Raw genomic sequence first — 19619 nt, forward strand, 5'->3', positions numbered from 1 at the left:
GATCACGCGAGGTATGCCTATTATCTGTTGTACCGACTAATAAACCAACCTTCAGATTCTGCATAAACCGATTTACACGCGACTAACCATCCTTCAGATTGTTCGATTGGAGCCGCATTTCACGGTACTTTCCTGGGGTAATGCCTTCTATTTTCTTGAACACTCGAATGAACCCGATATCGGTTGCATACCCTACCTGCTGAGCGACTTGAAGAATGTTTAGCCCAGGATCAGCCAACAGGAGCTTCGCTTGATTCATTCGGATTTCCACCATATAATCCGTCAAGTTCTGGCCATGCTGCTTCTTGAAAAAACCGGAGACATACTGCGGAGTCATCCCAAAATGATCCGCGATCGAAGTCAGACTTAAAGAATTGTCAGCGTAATTGTCCTGGATATAACGCATTAACCGATCAATCAGCCGTTCGTTCTGATCCGTTCTCGCTTCGCGTACGCTGTCGCATATGAATCGGCATAGGGATTTAATCTTATTCATCATCACTTCAACAGATGGACTATTCACAATATGTTTGATCGGATCGGATACGTCTTCGAATAAACGTTTTTCATCGATTTTGAGTGCGTTCATGACCTTCAGCATCGTGCTTAACAGGTCAAAAAACAAGCATTTGCCCAGCTCAGGTGTGACCCCATGCGAGACAACATTTTGCTGATACAGCTCATCCAGCACCTTTACAGCGCTTTCATAATCTCCGCTTTTGGCATAATTCATCAATTGCGTTTCAGTTTCCATCGGGTAATGGTAGAATGTCCGTTCCATATTGCCAATCTGTTCAAAATGGATGATCGAGCTAATCCCGTGAATAATTCTGTAATCCAACGCGTTGAGCGCTTCGCTGTAGCAACGCCCTGTCTCCGATATTCCTTGACGAACGGAACTGACCGCCACAGAGATTTTCATCTTGAACCGATCCTCAGTAATTCGCTTAATCTCGAGAATGCGTTCATCTCGATCTTTTTTGGCCAGATCTGACGCATCCACCATATTGATCAGAAGAGCAAGCTGATTCCGATCGGTCTCAATGACATACCCTTGATCCCCAATGATCTCGCTGCTCAAATTGAACAGAATGAACCGGGTAAGCGCCCAGTCCTGCTCGCTGTCACTAATCCGGAATTGGCTGCTGTCGTCGACCTCTATCAAGATGACACACATATGATCACTAGGGAAACGCACCCCCATAAATTCCAGGGAACGATCATCCATTGAGGACGGCTCCGCCTGACCTTTCAACAATCGGGTAAGAAAATAAGCGCGGACAACAGGAATATGACCCACGAGCTTTTCCTTCAGTTCTTTCCCTTCGGCAATCGTCTCTGCGATAGAGGTTTTGATAAACTCATATTCGTTCAATACGGGATTCCCCGAATTTTTGCCACTCATAAGCGTGAAGACCATATCTCGAATCGGACTATAACTGCGGTTCGCCATCCAGTAAGCAGCTACCGTACCTGCAAAGATGACAAGTCCTAACATCACAAGCGCCCAACCCTTGATTTCATTCACTCGTTCGAGTACAACCGCCTCAGGAACAAGAGATACATACTTCCATCCGCTATTTCCCGTCGTATACGAAAGCATGACCCTCTCGTCTTTGGCATCATACGACTTATAGCCGTTCGAGCCGGTGATCTGTTCTCGCAGCCCGTCAGGCAGCTTGTACACTCGATTGGTCGAAGTGATAACCTGCCCGGTAGAGTCCAATATGAACATATCCCCGCTGTTGACCCATTCGATTTGTTTAAGCAAATCAAATATTTGCTGTTCTTCAATGAGCATGACCAACGTTCCCCACACATTCTCGTTCTCTCCGAGCGGCAGGGAGACAGCGCTTGCAATTACATTCGTGACGGAGCCCATCTTAATAGACGTTGCCGGCCAGAATGTCTTGAAATGATACCCTGACAACAATTCCGAACGAACTTGCGCCAAATCCTTGTTCTGATAAGGATACAGATCCGTGTAAAACGTCTTTGCATCTGTCTTCATTGAAGGGGAAATAATCGTATCCGTATCCCGCATGTGGATATAGAACTCGTCAATAAAGCCCGTACCGCTGCGAATATTTCTGAGGGCGAGGACGGCATCGTTGTACTGGATGTATTGCTCCGCTTCTTTAATGTTCCACAGCGTTTGCAGCTTCGGATGGGTAGCGATTTGGACCGTCATCTGGTCAATTTCCAGCAAATGATTGTCCATTACTTGACGCACTTGCTCCAACATGGCCAGATTCGAACGGTTGGCGTTATCCACCATTGTTTTCTCCATGCTTGTGTACAGTACAGCAGATACGATTACCGGAATAAGCAAAATTAATATATAAGAAAGCCATAAGGTCACAAAAACACTTTTGCGGCGGCGAAGAATGGGTGAGACCCCCTCATTGAATCCATTTGGAAGAAAGCTTACCATAATTAAATTGTGCCATCAATCCCTATAGGAAGTATGATTTCTGGTGATTATGTTCGTAATTTAGATGTCAATAGGTTGTAAATCCTTATACAAAAGCAGTCTTACATATGTAATCTATTTGCATAAACTCATAGGCTGCACTATACTAATTTCAAAATTTAATCCTATGTCGAGCTTACACTCATTGAGGAGCTTCTAATGATGACTATAGATTCGAAGGGCAAAATGACTGAAATTGTTATGCCAAAAGAAAAGCGCATCCTCATCATGACTGCCGTCGAGGCGGAGAGGGATGCCGTGCTGCGCGGACTTGACGGCGCGCCTAAGTTTGCTGTTGTGGCCGGCGGTGTAGGGGCGGCCGCGGCTGCAGCAAGCACGGCGAAGGCGCTTGCTGCTGACCGCCACCACCCGTATGACGTGGTGGTGAGCATGGGGATCGGGGGTGGCTTTGCCGGTCAGGCGGAAGTCGGCTCACTCGCTGTGGCGAGTGAGATCATTGCCGCTGACCTGGGGGCGGAGACCCCGGAGGGTTTCTGCAGCGTGGACGAGCTGGGCTTCGGCTCGTCACGCGTGCAAGCTTGCGGCAGCCTCGCTGCCCAGGTGTTGGCCGCGCTGCAAGCGGCAGGGCTGCCGGCGCGCCTAGGGCCCATCGTTACGGTCACGACCGTAACGGGGACCGCGGCGACCGCGGCAAGGCTCGCGGCGCGCGTGCCGGGGGCGCTAGCCGAAGCGATGGAGGGCTATGGCGTGGCCATAGCTGCCGAGCTGCACGGGCTGCCGGTGCTGGAGATCCGCGGCATCTCCAATGCCGTCGGACCGCGCGACAGGTCCGCCTGGCGGATCAAAGATGCTTTAGACGCGCTTGCAGCAGCGAGTTCGTCCATAAAGGAGGTATTTGAATGAAGATTGCATACTCGCCATGTCCGAATGATACTTTCGTCTTCCATGCATGGGCCCATGGGTTAATTCCCGGTGCGCCTGAGCTCGATGTTACATATGCAGACATCGATATTACGAATACACTTGCGGCATCATCCGATGAACTCGATATAATGAAAGTATCTTATGCGGCGCTCCCTTGGATGCTCCCCGAGTACAAATTGCTGCCTTGCGGAGGAGCGCTGGGCAGAGGCTGCGGTCCCCTCGTGTTGATCGGCAACGGAGTTTCGGGATCTAGCGACTCTTCATTGTTAACTTTAAGCAGTGCTGTCAAATCAAGCGACCCATCGCTGCTATCCGGCCGGCGAGTTGCTGTGCCCAGCGAGCGTTCCACTGCCTACCTCCTGTTCCGGCTGTGGGCTGCTCAGAATGTGCCGGGTGGCGTTGGTGAAATCGTCGTCATGCCATTTCACGAGATTATGCCAGCCGTGCGCGATGGGAAGATTGATGCTGGACTGGTTATTCACGAGGCCAGGTTCACATACCAGAATTATGGCTTAACTCTCATGACAGACTTAGGCAGCTGGTGGGAATCCGATACCGGCCTCCCTATTCCGCTCGGAGCTATTATCGCCAAGCGCTCCTTAGATCTATCTGCAATCACGGATTGGATCCAGGCCTCAGTCGAGTACGCGTGGGCACACCCTGAAGCCTCACAAGAATACGTGATGCATCATGCTCAGGAGATGTCCCGCGAAGTGGCTCAAGCCCATATTGCCTTATATGTTAATGAGTTTACCGCTAACCTAGGCGACAACGGCTACGCAGCTATAACCTCCTTGCTCGGCCGCGCCATGAAGGAAGGCCTTGTGCCAGAGTTCGACCTCGCCGAATTGCGCTGAACAATCCTTAAGCAATAAGTACCTCCGCGCACCTAATCGCTGTTTCAACCACCATTCGGCATCCAATAGGTACCTCTCTGGTACCTATTGCTGCATTTCTCTGCCTTCATTCCACTAATCCGATCAATTAAGTACCTCCCATGCACCTATTCGACGTTTCACCAACCACTTGGCGACCATTAGGTACCTCTCAGGTACCTAACGTCTCATTCCACCCCCTTCATTCCACTAATCTGATTAGTTAAGTACCTCCCATGCACCTATTCAACGTTTCACCAACCACTTGGCGACCATTAGGTACCTCTCAGGTACCTAATGTCTCATCCCACCCCCTTCATTGCACTAATCCGATCAATTAAGTACCTCCCATGTACCTATTCAACGTTTCACCCACCATTTGGCGTCCATTAGGTACCTCTCAGGTACCTAATGTCTCATCCCACCCCCTTCATTGCACTAATCCGATCAATTAAGTACCTCCCATGCACCTATTCAACGTTTCACCCACCACTTGGCGACCATTAGGTACCTCTCAGGTACCTAATGTCTCATTCCACCCCCTTCATTCCACTAATCCGATCAATTAAGTACCTCCCATGCACCTATTCAACGTTTCACCCACCATTCGGCGACCATTAGGTACCTCTCAGGTACCTAATGTCTCATCCCCCCCCTTCATTGCACTAATCTGATTAGTTAAGTACCTCCCATGCACCTATTCGATGTTTCACCCACCACTTGGCGTCCGTTAGGTACCTCGCAGGTACCTACTTTAAAAATAATCCGACAAAGTATCATTAAAACATTGATTCCACTCCCGGAATTCCATATAATAACAATTAACAAATTTAATACTTGTTGGTCGTGAAGCACACACCACTTGAATCCTTGCATTTAGCAGGGATTGAGTGGTGTTTTTATTTTTCCCAACCAATCGAGTATATGGAGGCTAATTGATTATGGTACAAATGGACAAAAAAACTTATTTTGAAGTGGTTTACCAGGAGTTCTTACAGAAGCACTTAATCAACCGCGATGGTGAAAACTTACGCCGCTTGCAACAAGGACTTGGTCACGCCGAGAAAATGTTTCTGGAGCATGTTTGGTGGCCTGCCTTTGGACATTTTGATCATCTATATCCCGAGTTTGAAATTAAAGATTTTAAGGATGGACTACGCTACTTAGACTTTGCCTTTCTTCGTCCGCCTTTTCGAGCATGCTTTGAAATTGATGGGTACGGTCCACATTGGCGCGATATTAATCGAGGTCAATTCGCCGATCATTTGATGCGTCAGAATCATCTTATCCTGGATGGCTGGACTGTGATCAGATTCTCCTACGATGATATTAAAGATCGTCCAAGACGCTGCCAGCAAATTGTTCAACAATGGGCAGGACGATTCCTTGGTGAGCGTGAAGAGTGGACAGGACTTCCTGCACTAGAGAAGGAAATCCTGCGATATACAATGAAGCAGAATACACCTCTCACCTCCTCCGACGTCTGCCAGTTGCTAGGCATCGAGCGCAGATATGCCCGAAAACTTCTGGGTCGACTGGTCGATAAACAATTTCTAGTCGAAGCCAGCGGTGTGCAACGCGTTAGAACCTTCCGGCTCCATGAGAAACATGCCAGCCTTCACCTACTTTAAGAAAAGCCGCCCTCCAACAAAAGGACTATTTCACATGTTACAAACCAACTCTACCAATTGGAAACGATTGCTTGGCATATAGATTGTTAGGACTTATAATTAGTAATATACATAACTTTAGTACTTAAGCATTGCACCGAAGTACCTATACATTCATCTGATTGGGGGGTCAACCTTGAGAAAATGGTATGTGGTTTTCGCCATCACATGTCTTTTACTAACAGCGTGCAGCAGTAACAATTCACCTACCTCAGGAGCGGCGGCCGAGCACGATCACAAGCCGAAGCTGGATGTTCAGCTTACTGTGTCCGGCAATCAAGTCACAGTGAAAGTCATTACCGATATACATATCTCTGAAGAGCATATGGGTAAGGCGCGCAAAGAGGGTGAAGGGCATGCGCATATGTATTTGGACAATGGAGAAAAGGTCTTGCTAACGCACGTAGATACCGTGTTCAAGGATCTCGCCCCCGGCAAACACCATATTAAACTATCCCTACATAATAACGACCATACACCTTTTGATGTAACCAAAGAAATCGATTTCGAAATCAAATAATGGCGACTAGGAGAGCAGCTGTGTTTCGTAACTTAAGCCTACAAACCCGGATCATAATTCTGGTCACTTGCGTGACGGTCCTCTTGATGTCCATCATCGTCTCCTTCGACTCCTACAGTTTGCAGGAATCCGTAGAGGAAACCTATGTCAGCCAGCTGAATGGAATGACGATTGCTATCAATGGTAGATACGAGGAATCTCACTCCGTCGAAGACGTCCAGCAAATTTTTGACTATATTCAATATAAGAATCAAGATGTTCTGCAGCTCACTTTATACGGGAAACAAACCATTCTCGCCTCGACCGATCGGAATCGGATTGGGCAGCCATCCCCTCCAGATCTTTTGACTACCTTGCCGGATATGGCTGGACAGGTGTCGAATTTCTATAGAGATGAGGACGGTATTCCCAAAGGTCTGCTTACTGCTCCACTAAAAGAAGACGGTGCTACCGTAGGAGCGATCGAGCTCCTTCTTAACACTTCGGGCAATGCGGCGCTTATCAAGAATCGCATCCAGTTCATCGTACTGGTAGGTCTGGCCATTACAACACTGCTTCTGCTCACCCTGTGGTTCATCATTCGCAAGCTGCTTATACACCCTTTGCTGAACATTCGTCATGCAGCCGTTTCAGTCAAACAAGGTTCGCCGTATAAGAAAATCAACTTGAATGCGAGCCACGAAATTAATGAAGTAGCGGCGGCTTTCAATGACATGGTACATAATCAAGAAAGTCGGTACACCGAGTTACAACAAGCGATGAACACGATTAAGCAGACGCAAAAGCAACTCGTTGAATCTGAGAAAATGGTTGCCCTTGGGAATCTGGTTGCAGGTGTCTCCCACGAAATCAACACCCCAATCGGGATTGGCGTCACGGCAGCTTCGTATCTGGATGAGAAGTCCAAGGAGTTTCTATCCGTCTATCAGTCCAATAAGATGAAACGATCCGATTTGGACGAATACCTTAAGACCGTAAGTGAAACTACCGGGATGATTCAAACGAATCTTCAGCGCGCCTCCGAGCTTGTCAAAAGCTTCAAGCAGGTTGCCGTTGATCGATCGGTTGAGACGAAGCGAAGCTTTTCTATGAAAGAGTACGTACAAGAAGTCCTTAAAAGTCTCCAGCCCAACCTGAAGAAAACGAAGCATCAAGTAACGGTTCACGGCCAGGAGAACATTGTAGTATACACAGATCCCGGTGCGGTGTCTCAGATCATAACCAACCTTATTATGAACTCGCTTATCCATGCCTTTGACGACCATGATGAGGGACATATTTCAATCACAATTACCAAACAAGCTGCTGCATTAACCATCCATTATTCCGATGACGGTAAGGGTATGCCTTCTGAGATCGTGAGTCAAATCTTCAATCCATTCTTCACCACGAATCGCGGCGGCGGCGGAACGGGTCTCGGTATGCATATTGTGTATAATCTTGTTACTCAGTCTCTAGATGGAACGATTGAATGTGAAAGCACCGAAGGAGCAGGCACTATATTCCGGATTCAAATACCAATTCGTGAGGAGTACACAGCCCATGGTCAGTGATCAACAAGAGGATCTGCTTACATTTGCCGATGAGGAAGCCGAGAATGATCTGGAAGGAAGTCGTCTTGAAAAAGAGAAATGGAAGCTAATTATCGTCGATGATGCCCATGAAGTTCATCATTTGACCAAGATGGTCTTGAGTGATTTTGAATTTGACGGGAAACGTCTGGAATTTATTAGCGCCTACTCTGAAGCAGATGCCATTACGGTTATTCGCGACAATCCTGATACCGCTATCATTTTATTGGACGTAGTGATGGATCAGGACGATTCCGGACTAAAAATTGTGAAATACATTCGCGAGGAACTAAAATACAGCTCGGTTCGCATCATTCTTCGTACGGGCCAGCCTGGTCAAGCTCCGGAAAGGCTGGTCATAACCAACTACGATATCAACGATTACAAGGAAAAAACAGAGCTTACAACGCAGAAGCTTTTTACGACCGTTATGGCCTCATTACGTTCTTATCGCGATATTATGGTCATTGAGAATAACAAGATCGGTCTGGAGAAAATTATCCAGTCCTCTGCAGACTTGTTCGAACCAAAATCGATGAAAAACTTCGCCTCTGGCGTTCTAACGCAGCTCACCTCTATCTTGAATTTGTGCAAAAATGCGTTGCATTGCAACAGCTTTGCCGTTACCAAAGGCCATGAGCAATTCTACGTCCTCGCCGCAATTGGCGATTATTCCATCAATGAATCCGATAATGTCAAGGATGTGGTCCCGGCCCATGTCGTTAGAAGTATTGATGAAACTTTCCGGCAAAAGAAAAGCATTTTCTACGATGATCATTTCTGCTGCTACTTCCAAAGCAAAACCGGCATGGAAAATGTCATCTACTTTGAAGGTACCAAGAAGTTAAACGAATGGAACCGTTATTTAATTGAGATTTATTGCTCTAATGTATCGGTTGCTTTTGAGAATATATATTTGAATGAGGAAGTCGAGCTTACCCAGAAGGAAATCATTTTTACTTTGGGTGAAATTGCCGAGACCAGATCTAAGGAAACCGGCTATCACGTCAAACGTGTTGCGGAATACTGCAAGCTCCTGGCACAAGGCTGCGGACTCTCTGAAGAAGAAGCGGAGCTGATCCGACTTGCCTCTTCCATGCATGATGTCGGAAAAGTAGCAGTACCTGATGCAATCTTGAACAAACCGGGCAAGCTCACAGAGGAAGAGTTCGAGATCATCAAGCAGCATTCCACGCACGGGTATGCCATGTTGAACCATTCGAACCGCAATATTATCAAGGCCGCGGCCATTATCGCCCATCAGCATCACGAGAAGTATAACGGCCTGGGCTACCCGAGCGGTTTGGCAGGCGAAGAAATCCATATCTACGGAAGAATTACCGCAATTGCCGATGTATTCGATGCGCTAGGCAGCGACCGGGTGTATAAGAAGGCTTGGCCGCTAGAGGATATATTGGCTTTCTTCCGCAAGGAGCAAGGTCAACATTTTGATCCGATGCTGGTGGAAGTGTTTTTCGACAACCTGCAAGAAATATTGAAGATCCGGGATCAGTATTCGGACCCTGTCACTGCAGTTAGCCAAGTTTAATGGCGTTTATCGAATTCGCATATTAAGCACGTCCCTCTTTCATCATCCGATGAATCAGGGGCGTTTTTTTATTGACTATACTGAAAATAGATGGATAAATGCAATTTGAAGAAGAACATGCAACCTGGTTAGGGTCACACATGTTGTCACAAATTGATTCTTCCGGTGTCGCAATTGATTAGTGAACGGGCAAAAGTCCAATACTGGCAAGGAACTGCAGGTTGTCACGAATTGATTATAGCCTGCAACCGATTCTCTCCACTACGATGAGGGAGAAAGTGATGAACATCACAGGGAAAGAGGTGCAAACGATGAGTGCGGATTCCATTAATGGGGGCGAGCTGCCGCAATTGATCGATACGGATGTTCATAACATCATTAAGAATCCAAAGGATCTATTGCCATATATGGCGAAGCCGTGGCATCAACAATGGTTGGGGGTGGGCACAGGTGTCGGCCAGCCTTACTTCTCGACCGTAGGCGTGCTGCGCAGAGACGCTGTCCCCGACAGCGGCGGCCCATCCGGCAGCGATCCGGACTATATGGTGAAGGATCATCTGGATCGATACGGCATCGACTATGCCATATTGACTGGCTCCAACACGCTTGAAATGTCATTGAATCCAGATGTGGACTATGGCAATGCCGTGGTGTCCGCCTACAATGATTATCTGGTGGACCGTTGGCTGTCCGCGAGTCCGAGATTCAAGGGCTCAATCGTAATCAACCATGCCGATCCTCTGTCCGCAGCCAAGGAGATCGAACGGATGGGCGGTCATCCGGATATCGTGCAAATTGTAATGTGCAGCGGGGCGCGCTCCCTGTTCGGCCAACGATTTTATCATCCCATCTATGAGGCAGCAGAACGACACGGATTACCGGTGGCTATCCATCCGGGCACCGAGGGCAGAGGCATCTCGGGATCCCCGACGCCCTCCGGTTATCCGTCGCGCTATATGGAATGGCATAATGGGTTGCCGACCAACTATATAGGGCACATCAACAGCCTTGTATGCGAAGGGGTGTTCGAGAAATTCCCCGCCCTGAAATTCGTAGGGATCGAAGGCGGGATTGCCTGGCTGCCGCATCTCATGTGGCGCATGGACAAAAATTACAAAGCGCTTCGGGATACAACGCCCTGGCTGAAGAAGCTGCCCTCGGAGTACATTCGGGAGCATATCTACTTGACCACACAGCCGATTGAAGAGCCGGAGAAGCCGGAGCATTTGGAGCAAATTTTCCGGATGTGCCGCTGCGAAGACATGGTCATGTACTCTAGCGATTATCCGCATTGGGATTTTGACCATCCCAAGCTGGCTTTGGCGCCGTTGCCCCGCGATATCCGAGTGAAAGTGCAGGCACTCAACGCCGCCCAGCTATACGGGCTTCAAGGCCGCCCTTCTTCGCATGAAGGAGAATCGCCATGAATGCAAATATGCTCCAGATGCTGAAGGATATACGGCGGGATCGTTGGCTTTACATTATCGTCCTGCCGGGTCTGCTCTACTTTTTACTCTTCAAGTATTTACCAATGGGCGGCATCATAATCGCGTTTCAGGATTATCATCCGTTCACGGGATTTACGGGCAGCGACTGGGTCGGCTTCAAGCATTTCGAACGATTGTTCGGCGAGCCGGAATTCTTCAAGCTGCTTCGCAACACACTCATGCTGTCCTTATATAATCTGGTTATCGGATTTCCGGCACCGATTATATTGGCTCTTATGTTGAACGAGCTGCGCCTGCAGTGGTTCAAACGATCCATTCAGACGTTGATTTACGTCCCGCATTTTATGTCCTGGGTCGTTGTCGTCTCCATGTTTTTTGTGATTTTCGAATCGGAGGACAGCTTGTTCCAATCGCTCATCTCCACGTGGGGATTTGCGAAGTTCTCTTTCATGATGGATGTAGACTGGTTCCGACCAATGTACATTCTGCAGGTAATCTGGAGAGACAGCGGCTGGGGGACGGTAATCTATTTGGCCGCGCTAGCGGGTATCGGTCCCGAGTTATATGAAGCCGCCAGAATCGACGGGGCGAATCGGCTGCGCCAGATTTGGCATATCACGCTTCCCGGCATCCGCAGTACAATCGTAATTTTGTTGCTGCTTAGGCTGAGCGATGTGCTGGATCTGAGCTTCGAGCATGTCTACGTACTGCTTAATTCGCTTAATCGCGAGGTTGGCGAAGTGTTCGACACTTATGTGTACAGGGTCGGTCTGATCAACGGCCAGCTCAGCTACGCGACGGCGGTAGGTCTGTTCAAAGGAATCGTCGGATTGATTCTGGTGACGATCTCCAATTGGATGGCCAAAAAATTCGGTGAGGAGGGTATTTTCTAATGATAGACCGAAGTCTCGGCAGTCGATTATTCGACTCCATCAACGGAATATTGCTCATTCTCATCTCACTTGTGACGATTGTGCCTTTCATTCATGTTATCTCCAGCTCGTTCGCGTCTGCAGCCGAATACAACCGGACTGATTTCCTGCTGTTCCCGACCGAGTTTTCACTGAAAGCCTACGAATACATTTTTACAACCAATGCCTTGCCGAAAAGCTTAGCCATCACCGTCTTTATCACCGTCATCGGGACACTGATCTGTCTGGCGTTCACAGCCTTTACCGCGTATTCGCTGTCCAGACGCCGGATGCACTTTCGCCGGGTAATTATGTTTCTAGTCGTGTTCACGATTATTTTTCAAGGGGGACTTATCCCGGATTATCTGGTGGTCAAGGAGTTAGGGCTGTTAAATACCTACTGGTCCCTCATGCTGCCGCGTGCAATCATCCCGTTCTATCTGATCATCCTGATCAACTTCTTCAAGAGTCTGCCGGAGGAGATTGAGGAATCGGCCAAAATTGATGGCTGCGGCGATCTTCGCATGCTTTTCCGAATCATGATCCCGCTGTCAATGCCTGCTCTTGCAACGCTGATTCTGTTCTACGCAGTCTTCCACTGGAACACTTATATGCACGCCATCCTCTACATGAATGACTCAGAGAAGTGGCCAATACAGGTTCTGCTGAGACAAATCGTGATGGTATCTCAGGCCGGATTCGTGGAACAAGGAGTAGTGGAGGGCGAGCAGTCGATTCCACCCGATACTGTCAAGATGGCGGTCATCACGGTGGCTACGTTCCCGATCCTGATGGTGTATCCGTTCTTGCAGAAGCATTTCGCCAAGGGAGTTCTGCTGGGCTCGGTCAAGGGATGATGGATAGGAGGATATAAACAATGGAGAAACACTGGGTAGCCAAGCGGGACGAAATTGCCGAAGGTACTTGCAAAATAGTTAAAGTGAAAGGCATTGAATTCGGAATATTCAAGGTACGGGGCGAATTTTTCGCTTGGCGAAATGTATGTCCGCACTTCGCTGCTCCGGTATGCAAGGGAGCTATAACCGGAACGCGCCTGCCCTCGCAAGTCTATGAATACCGGGTCGGCCGGGAAAACGAGATTTTGCGCTGTCCGTGGCATGGTTGGGAGTTCGATCTGCTCACAGGCGAGCATCTCGTCGATCCAGATGTAAAGCTGCGGCGGGGCAAGCTCGAGCAGGGCGCAGCGAATAACGAGAACCTGGAGAAAGGCGAGCTGGAGATGCAAGCAGACAATCTCTACCTCTGGTTAAACTAGGGTCATCGGATGGCGGCGTTCATCGTCCTCATCTTTTGATACATTTTCAACGCTTTGATACAATAGAAACACGGGGAGGAATTAGCAGTGAAAAGAAAAACAGGGGTTAAAATATGGGGGTTGCCGCTAAGCGTATTGCTGACCGGTACTGCGATTCTGTCAGGCTGCAGCGATTCGGGTGGAACAAACACAGTCAGCACATCCACACCGACTGCGACGGCCAATAAAGCCCAGATACCGGAAATTGTAAAGGTTTCAATGATGAATGCCTACCTCTCCAACACCGCACCTAAGGACGACGGAGCCGTCGTGAAGGAAACGGAGCGCATATCCAAGTCTGATCTCAATATTACTTATGTTCCACACAATGTATACAGCGAAAAGCTCAATGTGACTATGACGTCCGGTGAGATGCCGCAGGTTATTATGGTCGACAACCCGTTCACGACAGCGGTCCTGAACGGCGTTAAATCCGGCATGTTCTGGGAGCTCGACAAATATATGGACGAATTTCCCAATCTGAAGAAATTCGACAAGCAAGTCATAGACAATCTTAAGATCAACGGGAAGACCTACATTATTCCCCGCCCCCGCCCGCTCGTGCGCAATGGTGTCGTCATCCGCGAAGACTGGCTGAACAAGCTGCAGTTGAAAGTGCCAACGACCATCGATGAATTCTATAGCATGCTGAAAGCGTTTAAGGATCGAGACCCGGACGGCAACGGCAAGAATGACACTTATGGCATCTTGTTCTACGAGGGGGTAATCCCACCGGATATATTCGCCTGGCACGGGGCTCCGAACAACTGGAAAAACCAAGACGGTAAATTCGTCAAGGACATGGAAACTCCTGAATATCGGGCAGGCTTGAAATTCGTCCGAAAATTGTATGAGGAAGACCTTGTAAACAAAAACTTTCCTGTGGTTGTCCGCAACGAGGCGAGAAAAGACCTTTATAACAACAAGGTCGGGGTGACCATTGAAGCGTTGGACGCAGTCGTACCGTACTATTACCTCCAGATGGAAGAAACCAAAAACTTCTTTGATCTTACAGCCGGACAACCGATCGCAGGCAAAAGTTTCTCCGGAACCGGGCACTGGGGCGGCGGTATGATTCCCAAAACGAGTGTGAAAACGGAAGCCGAACTAAAGCAGGTGCTGCGCTACTTCGACACGCAGAACAGTCCCGCGGCGACGGCGGAGTTCACCAAGCTGGTCAGCGAGAATGAAGTGAAGCCAAGCGATCAAAAGTTCAATATCGACGACCTGAAGAACCTGATCGTGAACAACGCCGCCATGTATCCTCCAGGAGACTCCAAGCTGAACACTATGCTCAAAAAAAGAATGGAAGAGCATGCTGCCGTTAGCGTGGCGGATCCATCCAACGGACTGATCTCACCGACGGAAATGGAGAAAGGCGAGCAGTTGAAAACGATCCTGACTGATGCAAGGATTCAGTATGTGCTGGGTAAGATCGACGAAGCCGGGCTGGATGCAGCTATTGAGCAATGGAAAAAAGCCGGCGGCACTCAAGTCGCTACAGAGCTGGCGGGACTGTATAAGCAGAAATAAGCAGCAGCTCACCGTGGGGATTGCGACATTCGGAGCAATCCCCTCCGTGCTGTTCACTGCATGTGGTATGATGGTGTCACTAAATTTATGATCAGTTCATGGCGAGGCGGGAGACAGGTATGAAACGATGGAAGACATCAAGCTTCTTTATGAGTCTTGTTCTGATCAGTTGCATCATTGGAATTATACCGTTGCTGCTGCTCGGCTACCTGTCCTACAACAAGTCTGCTGACATCGTGGAGGACGAAGTAACAACCGGCAACCGGCTAATCCTGCAACAGAATAAGGAACAAGCGGAGTCCAGTCTCAAAACGATCGATACTCTAGCGACCCAGATGATCGGCGGACCGGTTACGACGAGTGCGGTGTCCATGCCGACGGTGTTGGACCTTCCTTATGAGTATGAGAACAAAAAGCTGTTCGACAGCCTGATCTATAAGCTGGTGCAAATCCAAGTGTTCGAGCTCGGCGTCCACGATGTGCAGTTGATCAGCTTCCGCAAAAATTGGCTGATCGATGGCGGCGTGGTCTACCCCATGGAGAATCGGAGCGCATCGAGTGCACAGGATGAGAATCTGCTACGGCTGAAGGATCGTCTGACCGCCTATCGCGACGATCGGAAGCTCTCCTACTGGAAGATGGTCAGGGATCAGGAAATGGGTTATGCCTTGCAGTTAATCAAGCATATTCCACTAAATTCATCCGATCCCTATGGACTGGTTGCGGTGAACATTCCCATGCTTGAAATCAGCAAACGGTTGACCGGGGGCGGACAATTAGGAGCGGTGATGATTCTCGATACCGACGGATATATCTTGTCCCACTTAGATGCTGAGCGGATCGGGACGAATGTCAGGGATGAACCATACTATGTGGAGCTATCGAACCGACAGGAGCCAGAAGGACTGTTCACCTATGACATTGATGGCGAGAAGTATGGGGTCATCTATAACCGCTCACAATACACCAACTGGACGTACATCTCTCTCACACCGTTGAACAGTCTAATGGAGAAGTCTCAGAACATCAAAGGGTATACGATTATTTCTGTTGCGATTCTGATCCTGCTCGTCGTCATCGTCTCTATTTCCGTGTCGCATCGAATGTACTCGCCGATCCACCGCATTTATCGTTTCATGAAGCCCGATATCCGGCAACAGAAGGGCAACGAGCTGCAATATATCAACGATCAGGTCATTCATATGGTCCAGTCGCAGACCCGATTAACCGATCAGGTCGAGAGCCTCAACAGGCAGGCTCGCGAGTTCTACGTCTTCAAGCTGCTGCTAGGCAGTATTCGCCCACATGAATTGGAAGAGCAACTGGAGAAATACGGATATCCGGTCAACTGGGATCAATGGTGCCTGATCGCCCTTCAAGTAGATACATTAGATGACACCCCCTATTCAGAGAAAGATCTGGATCTGCTTCTTTATGCGATTCACAATATGATGGAGGAGATTATCCCGCAAGGGATGAGGCTGAGTCCGGTCATACAGAACCAGTGTCTGCTCCTGTTCATCGGCGCTCCGACGGATAGCGATACACCGTTCAAGGTTACCGTATTCCACCATACAGAGAGCATCCGTTACAACGTCAAGCATTATCTGAAATTAAAGGTGAGCATAGGAATTAGCAGAAGCTACAGCAATTTCGTTCAGGCGCCTCAGGCCCACCTGGAATGTCTCGATGCACTGGCGTACCGCACCCGGCTCGGACAGGAATCGATCCTGTTTATCGATGAGGTGCAGCCAGATACATCGCATCACTTCCGCTATCCGAAGGAATTGGAATTCCGGCTATTAGAGGCGGTCCGGCAGCTGGACAAGGGACAAGCAATCGACAGCTTGAATCAGATTGTGGCGAGGCTCTGTGAGAATCATGTTAATCACTATGACTACCAAACGTTCCTGGGTAGACTGTTCAACAATTTGACGGGCATTGTACAGGATGCCGGGGCATCTGTACAAGAAGTGTTCCATACTGACATCTTCGCAACTGACATGCTGCTGCGGATGCATTCTGCCGAACAAATTCAGGATTGGTTCGAGAGGCAAATTCTAACACCGCTGCTGGTCTGGATGGAGGAACGTCAGCGGAAGCAGGAAATCAATATTTCCAAGGAGATAATCGACGAAATTCATCGGAATTATGATCAGGATCTTAGCATCGAGTTGTTCGCCTCACGGCTGAATTATCACCCGAGTTATATAAGCCGGGTGTTCAAAAAAGATACTGACATCAATTTCACAGAGTATTTGTCCCAGTACCGAATCGAGATTGCCAAAAAGTGGCTGAAGGATACAGATATGAAAATATCGGATATTGCTGAGAAGCTGCAGTATAGTACAGCTTCGAATTTTAATCGCATATTCAAGAAAATAGTGAAGGTAACTCCCAGTCAGTATCGGGAGCAATCCAAATAGGAGTGAAGCATATGGATTCACCCATGTATTTGGCTGCGCGGCTTGTCAAGCCGTCGATGGCTCGATTGCCGGACGGCAAGCGGCTCCCGCAGGGATGGTCGGCTGTTCCGGTGGGAGACAGCGGAGATGGGCTGCAGCTCGATTGGCCTGAAGTCGCAGGCGAAGGTTCGGCTATCCCGCGGCCGATCCTTATGGAGAGCCGGTTGCGGGTAACGGTCGCGTTGGATTATAGAGAAGCACAATATGTCGAGGTGTACCTACGCGGCTCCGGGGAGCTTGTTGGTTCGTTGGATATCCGGTATGCATACACGTTCCAGCCTTTCGAGCTTGTCCTGACCGACCTGCAGACAGAGGCTGTGCTGCGACAAGGCGTGCGGCTCAACCTGAGCGGAGGTGATCAGCCGCTCTGGATATTCAACGAGCTCGGCGGCGACACTGACCGCGCGTTGTTCGCCCCCCATCTGCTGGTAGACTCGGACAGAAGCACCCAACGAATGGAACTAGCGCTGGATCGCATCACATCGCTGTCATCGCTGCAGCCATTCGGTTGGCTGGAAGGATGTGTGCTGGACGGTCTGTACTCGCTGCGGCAGGTGCTCGGCGCGGATCGGATGGATTCGACGATTGATGCGCATCTGCGCCAATATCTCGATCCGCAGGGACGGCTGATCTACGAGGACCTTCATGGCCGCCGGGCAGACGGTTCATTCACGACGATCGAGGCGACGCTGCCGCTCGCCGTCATCGTCAAGCACCGTCCGGATCATCCGGTCGTACAAGAGGCGGTGGCCTTCTGGGATGCGAGAGGCATGAACGGCGGCGAAGGAGCTGTGATCGATGACCATATGGTAACGGCGGAGGGGGCTTACACGGTTGCTTATCCGCTCGCGGCGATCGCCACGCGATTGGGCCGCGAGGATCTGGCACAGCAAGCCATACGCCAGCTGCTGATACGCCGCGATGCGCTGGTTCGGGACCGACATGTCTACCTGCGGTACGACGAACGGTCGGGGACGCATTCCTTTCGCAGTTGGGCGCGCGCATACGCCTGGTATATGCTAGGAATGACGCGGACGTGGATTGAGTTGGCGGATTCCGAATATGCCCATCTATTAGAGACAAGCGGTCTAGCGCTCGAAATAACCCGCGTTGCCGAAGCAGCCGTCTCTTGGCGGCAACCTGACGGCCTGTGGTCGTGCTTCCTTGACGAACCGGATACGGGCATCGACACGTCCGGCTCGGCAGGAATAGCAGCGGCGTTGGCACTCGGCGCTAATCGCGGGCTGCTGCCTCCGGCCTATATAACTGCTGCAGAAGAGAGCCTTCAAGCGTTGGAGGCGTATCTGACGCCGGATGGCCTCCTCTCGGGAGTCGCTCAACATAATGCCGGCGGCGTGGAGCTTCAGCGCGGCGGTTACCGGGTGCTGTCACAGATGGGACTCGGTTTGTGGGCACAGCTGTATGCGGCCGTGCACTCATGAAGCGAGGTACACAAGAAACAAAAGAACTTCTGGGCGATTTCTCCAGCGGTTCTTTTGTGTTAGGTCCAGCTTCGGGAACAGATGCGGTCTGCTTTTATTGGAAAGAATTTATTTATTTATTGGCTCTGTTATCTTTGATTGTTGATTTCTGACCAAAAGAACAACCGCCGTATCATAAGGCGGTTGTTTCTAAACTATCGTCATCCGTTAGTTCAATGAATTGTGGTACGGTTCTCCGCACTGTCTGTAACGGCAAGTTTTAGATATTATAAAGAGTTTTGATTACTCAACTTTTGGTTGAGTTTTTCTTTTGCTGATTCAACTAACTGACGCAGGGGCAACTGGCCAGTCGGTTAGGTGTCAGCTATCAAGCCGTGAGCAATTGGGAGAATGAGCATTCGTGTCCGGAAATCACGTTGCTGCCTTCGTTCCCGTGTCACTAGAATCATTTATAGTAATAAATGCAAGCACTATGTGCAAAGTCCACATAAGCTTGCATTTATTTTATTTAGAGTCTTGTAATACATTGTTTACATAACTTCAAACGATTGAGCGGTTTTATGGTTTTGGCTTCATCTCATCGAAACCACTATCCTGCTCTAACCTACCATTGACCGGCAAGCCTTTGCGCAGGAGAAACAGGCATCAGCACATCGTTGGCAGTGCTCATGGTCATGCTTTTTACATTCATTCCCGCATGCCTCACAAACGTCGGCGCAGATACGGCAGATCTCCTTAGCATAAGAGCTGTTAAGGGACATAGCCTGTGCCGCAAAAGCACAAATTTCCGCGCATTCCCGATCTAATCGAATGCATTCCTTCATCATGGATACATGATCCTCGTTGAGACAAGCATCATAACAGTGATTACAAGCCTGCATACACCGGATACACTCTTCAATACAAGCTTGATATTGTTCATGTGACATATTGGAATTCCTCCTTTTATTGGACATCTTCAA

The 19619-nt window shown here is 49.2% G+C and carries 16 protein-coding genes; 14 read left to right on the forward strand and 2 right to left on the reverse strand.

Features of this window, described 5'->3' with window-relative positions; all coding sequences use genetic code 11:
* Nucleotides 1-82: 82 nt before the first annotated feature.
* Nucleotides 83-2278 (reverse strand): helix-turn-helix domain-containing protein, encoded by a 2196-nt coding sequence (locus AC58QD_RS27760; RefSeq protein ID WP_497338288.1) that lies wholly within the window; start codon nucleotides 2276-2278, stop codon nucleotides 83-85.
* Nucleotides 2279-2632: 354 nt separating this feature from the next.
* Between AC58QD_RS27760 and AC58QD_RS27765 the strand changes: the two genes are divergently transcribed.
* From AC58QD_RS27765 to AC58QD_RS27830, 14 genes are all read left to right on the forward strand, one after another.
* Nucleotides 2633-3337 carry a futalosine hydrolase gene (locus tag AC58QD_RS27765; protein WP_497338289.1) on the forward strand — a complete coding sequence of 235 codons (705 nt, stop codon included), beginning with the start codon at nucleotides 2633-2635 and terminating at the stop codon, nucleotides 3335-3337.
* Nucleotides 3334-4215, forward strand: coding sequence for a 1,4-dihydroxy-6-naphtoate synthase (locus AC58QD_RS27770; RefSeq protein WP_497338290.1), 882 nt, complete (start codon nucleotides 3334-3336; stop codon nucleotides 4213-4215). The genes AC58QD_RS27765 and AC58QD_RS27770 overlap by 4 nt, the downstream gene beginning before the upstream one ends.
* A gap of 959 nt (nucleotides 4216-5174) precedes the next feature.
* Nucleotides 5175-5864: a putative endonuclease domain-containing protein gene (locus AC58QD_RS27775; protein ID WP_497338291.1), complete on the forward strand. Its 690-nt coding sequence runs from the start codon at nucleotides 5175-5177 to the stop codon at nucleotides 5862-5864.
* Between the two features lie 175 nt (nucleotides 5865-6039).
* Complete coding sequence (locus AC58QD_RS27780) at nucleotides 6040-6423, forward strand: hypothetical protein (protein WP_497338292.1); 384 nt, start codon at nucleotides 6040-6042, stop codon at nucleotides 6421-6423.
* Nucleotides 6424-6443: 20 nt separating this feature from the next.
* Entirely contained in the window at nucleotides 6444-7976 is a 1533-nt protein-coding gene (locus tag AC58QD_RS27785; protein WP_497338293.1) for an ATP-binding protein, read from the forward strand.
* Complete coding sequence (locus AC58QD_RS27790) at nucleotides 7966-9543, forward strand: DUF3369 domain-containing protein (protein WP_497338294.1); 1578 nt, start codon at nucleotides 7966-7968, stop codon at nucleotides 9541-9543. The genes AC58QD_RS27785 and AC58QD_RS27790 overlap by 11 nt, the downstream gene beginning before the upstream one ends.
* 311 nt (nucleotides 9544-9854) lie before the next feature.
* The gene (locus AC58QD_RS27795; RefSeq protein ID WP_497338355.1) at nucleotides 9855-10970 is read left to right on the forward strand and encodes an amidohydrolase family protein; all 1116 of its coding nucleotides are present in this window, start codon (nucleotides 9855-9857) and stop codon (nucleotides 10968-10970) included.
* The gene (locus AC58QD_RS27800) at nucleotides 10967-11884 is read left to right on the forward strand and encodes an ABC transporter permease (protein ID WP_497338295.1); all 918 of its coding nucleotides are present in this window, start codon (nucleotides 10967-10969) and stop codon (nucleotides 11882-11884) included. Before AC58QD_RS27795 ends, AC58QD_RS27800 begins: the two co-directional genes overlap by 4 nt.
* A complete protein-coding gene (locus tag AC58QD_RS27805) occupies nucleotides 11884-12759 on the forward strand; it encodes a carbohydrate ABC transporter permease (RefSeq protein WP_497338296.1) in 876 nt (291 codons plus the stop codon). The genes AC58QD_RS27800 and AC58QD_RS27805 overlap by 1 nt, the downstream gene beginning before the upstream one ends.
* A 20-nt stretch (nucleotides 12760-12779) precedes the next feature.
* Nucleotides 12780-13178: a Rieske (2Fe-2S) protein gene (locus AC58QD_RS27810; RefSeq protein ID WP_497338297.1), complete on the forward strand. Its 399-nt coding sequence runs from the start codon at nucleotides 12780-12782 to the stop codon at nucleotides 13176-13178.
* 87 nt (nucleotides 13179-13265) lie between these two features.
* Nucleotides 13266-14750, forward strand: coding sequence for a type 2 periplasmic-binding domain-containing protein (locus tag AC58QD_RS27815; protein ID WP_497338299.1), 1485 nt, complete (start codon nucleotides 13266-13268; stop codon nucleotides 14748-14750).
* Nucleotides 14751-14869: 119 nt separating this feature from the next.
* Nucleotides 14870-17176, forward strand: a complete 2307-nt coding sequence (locus AC58QD_RS27820) for a helix-turn-helix domain-containing protein (protein ID WP_497338301.1) — start codon at nucleotides 14870-14872, stop codon at nucleotides 17174-17176.
* Between the two features lie 11 nt (nucleotides 17177-17187).
* Nucleotides 17188-18657: a glycoside hydrolase family 88 protein gene (locus tag AC58QD_RS27825; RefSeq protein ID WP_497338302.1), complete on the forward strand. Its 1470-nt coding sequence runs from the start codon at nucleotides 17188-17190 to the stop codon at nucleotides 18655-18657.
* Nucleotides 18658-18983: 326 nt separating this feature from the next.
* On the forward strand, nucleotides 18984-19100 hold the full coding sequence (locus tag AC58QD_RS27830; protein WP_497338356.1) for a helix-turn-helix transcriptional regulator: 117 nt from the start codon (nucleotides 18984-18986) through the stop codon (nucleotides 19098-19100).
* 156 nt (nucleotides 19101-19256) lie between these two features.
* Here AC58QD_RS27830 and AC58QD_RS27835 read toward each other — a convergent pair whose 3' ends face one another.
* Nucleotides 19257-19586: a four-helix bundle copper-binding protein gene (locus tag AC58QD_RS27835; protein ID WP_497338303.1), complete on the reverse strand. Its 330-nt coding sequence runs from the start codon at nucleotides 19584-19586 to the stop codon at nucleotides 19257-19259.
* Between the last annotated feature and the right edge of the window lie 33 nt (nucleotides 19587-19619).

Source organism: Paenibacillus sp. J2R1T-4 (genome assembly GCF_059692235.1).